The 3398-nt window shown below is 68.4% G+C and carries 2 protein-coding genes; both read left to right on the top strand.

The annotated features are described in order from the left end of the window. Positions 1-1306, top strand: a 1306-nt coding sequence (locus O9Y01_RS23060; RefSeq protein WP_269633995.1) for an AMP-binding protein, incomplete at its 5' end; no start/stop codon positions are given. A 52-nt stretch (positions 1307-1358) separates the two neighbouring features. Beyond that, the coding region (locus tag O9Y01_RS23055) for a condensation domain-containing protein (RefSeq protein ID WP_332108767.1) at positions 1359-3398 on the top strand (2040 nt) is incomplete at its 3' end.

Genomic DNA, 3398 nt, shown 5'->3' with positions numbered 1-3398 from the left:
GGAGGGGGACGGTGTGCTGGTGGCGAGCTCGCACAGCTTCGACCTGACGCAGAAGAACCTGCTGGCGCCGCTGCTGGTGGGGGGCTGCGTGCACCTGGGGGTGGAGCCCTTCGATGCGCAGGGCTTGCTGGAACAGATCGAGCAGCAGGGGCCGAGGTGGCTGAACCTGGCGCCCAGCGCCTTCCATGCGCTGATCGAGGCGGACCAGGGGCGAGGCAGCCTGAGCCGGCTGAGCCGGGTGATGCTGGGCGGGGAGCCGATCCAGGTGGGCCGGCTGCAGCAGATGGCACAGCCCAGGCCGCAGGTGGTGAACAACTACGGGCCGACGGAATGCGCGGACGTGGTGGCCTGGCAGGCGCTGTCGCCAGAGCACGGGGTGGACGAGGTGGTGCCGCTGGGCCGAGCGGTGCGCAACACGCAGATGTACGTGCTGGACGAGCGCCAGCAGCTGCTGCCGCTGGGCGTGGTGGGAGAGATCTGCGTGGCCGGGGTGGGCGTGGGCCGGGGCTATCTGCACCAGCCGCAGCTGACCGAGGAACGCTTCGTGGCGGACCCCTTCAGCGAGGAGGCCGGCGCCCGCATGTACAAGACCGGAGACCTGGGCCGCTGGCTGGCGGACGGGACGCTGGAGTACCTGGGACGCAATGACTTCCAGGTGAAGATCCGGGGCTTCCGGATCGAGCTGGGGGAGATCGAGGCCAAGCTGGCCGCGCTGGGTGCGGAGGAAGCCGGTGACGTGGTGGTGCTGGCCCGCGAGGACCAGCCGGGCGACAAGCGCCTGGTGGCCTACTACACGGGCACGGCCAGCGCCGAGCAGCTGCGGGCGCAGGCCGAGGCCACGCTGCCCAGCTATATGGTGCCGGCGGCCTGTGTGCAGCTGGCATCGCTGCCGCTGAACCCCAACGGCAAGCTGGACCGCAAGGCACTGCCGGCGCCGGATGAGCAGGCCTGGAGCCGGCGCGCCTACGAGGCGCCGCAAGGCGAGGTGGAGGCCACGCTCGCGGCCCTCTGGGCCGAGCTGCTGCAGCTGGAGCGCGTGGGCCGCCACGACAACTTCTTCGAGCTGGGCGGGCACTCGCTGATGGCGGTGCAGCTCATGTCGCGGATGCGTGTGACCTTCGGCGTCGAACTGCCGCTGTCCACCCTCTTTGACACGCCAAGCCTGACCGAGCTGGCTCATGCCGTGCTCCAGGCCAGTGCCGCTCAGTACGAGGCACAGGACATCGCCCAGGCCATGGCACAACTGGAAGGTCTCTCTGAAGAAGAGATCGCCGCGCTGCTGGCACAGGACGCCGACGAGGCCTGATGCCGGGCCCTCTCTCTCAGATCCAGACGACATCAAATTCATAGAAGCAGTCATGACGAATCTCCTGCACAGCGAACTCGACGCCAAGAAACTCGAACTCGTGCTGCGTCGCCTGCGCAAGTCGCAAGGTGCGCCAGCCGGCCAGCTCCCTGAGGCGGCGGCAAGCATCCCGACGGTGAGCCGTACCGAACCCTTGCCTCTGTCGTGGCCGCAATGGCGGCTGTGGTTCGTGGACCAGATGGACCCCGAGGCCAGCAAGGCCTACCACCTGACGGCGGCCTTCCAGTTCGATGGCCAGCTGGACGTTCCGGCACTGCGCGCAGCGCTGGATCAGATCGTGGCCCGCCATGAAAGCCTGCGGACGGTTTTTGTCTCGATTGACGGAGAGCCCCGACAGTCGCTTCAGGCGCCCGATGTTGGCTTCACCTTGCGCGAACGCGACCTGAGCCAGCAGGCGCCGGATCAGCAGCGAGAAGGTGTCCGGGCGGCTGCCGCTGAAGAAATGGTGATGCCTTTCGACCTTGCCAGCGGGCCGCTGGCGCGCGGGCAACTGCTGCGCCTTGCTGCCGATCGGCACGTGATTGTGCTGACCCAGCACCACATCGTCTCCGATGGCTGGTCCATGGGCGTGCTGATGAAGGAACTGGCGGAGATCTACGCCGCCCTCAGCGAAGGCCGTGCTCATGGCCTCCCGTCACTGTCTGTGCAGTACCCGGACTTTTCGGTCTGGCAGCGCAACTGGCTGCAGGGCGATGCCCTGGAGCGTCAGATCGGCTTCTGGCGCAGCTATCTCAAGGATGCCCCTGCGCTGCTGGAACTTCCGGGCGACCATCCAAGGCCGGCCGTGAAAAGCCACGACGGCGGCTTCATGCCGATCACGCTGTCGCCGGAGTTGGCGCAGAACCTGCGTTCCCTCGCCAAGCGTCACGGGGTCACCCTGTTCATGACTTTGCTGGCGGCCTGGGCTGCGCTGCTGTCGCGGCTGAGCGGCCAGCAGGACGTGGTGATCGGGACGCCTGTGGCCAATCGCAACCGCGTCGAGCTCGAGCCGCTGATCGGCTTCTTCGCCAATACCCTGGCCCTGCGCGTCCATGTGGAGCCGCAGATGACCTTGGCGGGCTGGATGGGGCAGGTCAAGGACGCCGTGCTGCAGGCCTATGCCCATCAGGACCTGCCTTTCGAGCAGGTGGTGGAGGTGCTCAAGCCCGTTCGCAGCCTGGGCCACACCCCGGTGTTCCAGGTGATGTTTGCCCTGGACAACACCCCGGGCGGAGAGGAAATGCGGCTCCCCGGCGGCACGCTGTCGGCGATTGCACTGGAGCAGTCGAGCGCGCATTTCGACCTGCTGCTGTCGCTCAATGACACCGGTGGCGCCCTGGAGGGCGGTATCACCTTCAGCCATGACCTGTTCGAGGCAGGCACGGTGCAACGCTATGCCGGCTATCTGCTGACCCTGCTGCAGGGCATGGTGGACGACGGCCAATGCATGGTCAGTCAGCTGCCCATGCTGCCTTCGCAGGAGCGCGAGCAGCTGCTGGGCTGGGGCGTGTCGCAGCGGGAGTACCCGCGCGAGGAGGGTCTGGCGGCGCTGTTCGCCCGGCAAGTGCAGGCCCGGCCGCAGGCGGTGGCCGTGCAGGCCGGGGAACGCACGCTGAGCTATGCGCAGCTGGACGCGTGGTCGGACCGGCTGGCGCAGGCGCTGCAGGCGCAAGGGCTGGCGCAGGGTGAATGCGTGGCGCTGTCGCTGGGTCGCAGCGTGGAGCTGGTGGTGGCGCAGCTGGGGGTGCTCAAGGCAGGCGGGGCGTATGTGCCGCTGGACGAGGTGCTGCCCGGGGCCAGGCAGGCGCTGATGGCGCAGGACTGCGGGGCGAGGCGTGTGCTGGCGCGCAGCGGCCAGGCGCTGGCGCAGGAGCTGGCAGGGCTGAGCCGGCTGGACGTGGACGAGGAGGCGCTGGCCCAGTGGCCGGCGCAAGCAGTGGGTCAGCAGGGCCGAGGAGAGGACCTGGCCTATGTGATGTACACCTCCGGCTCCACGGGCACGCCCAAGGGCGTGCAGGTGAGGCAGCGCGGGGTGGCGCGGCTGGTGCTGAAC

Origin of the sequence: Pelomonas sp. BJYL3 (genome assembly GCF_027257975.1) — a bacterium.
In the GTDB taxonomy this organism is placed as follows: Bacteria; Pseudomonadota; Gammaproteobacteria; order Burkholderiales; family Burkholderiaceae_C; genus Roseateles_B; species Roseateles_B flavus.
This window is presented reverse-complemented; position numbering and strand designations above follow the sequence as displayed.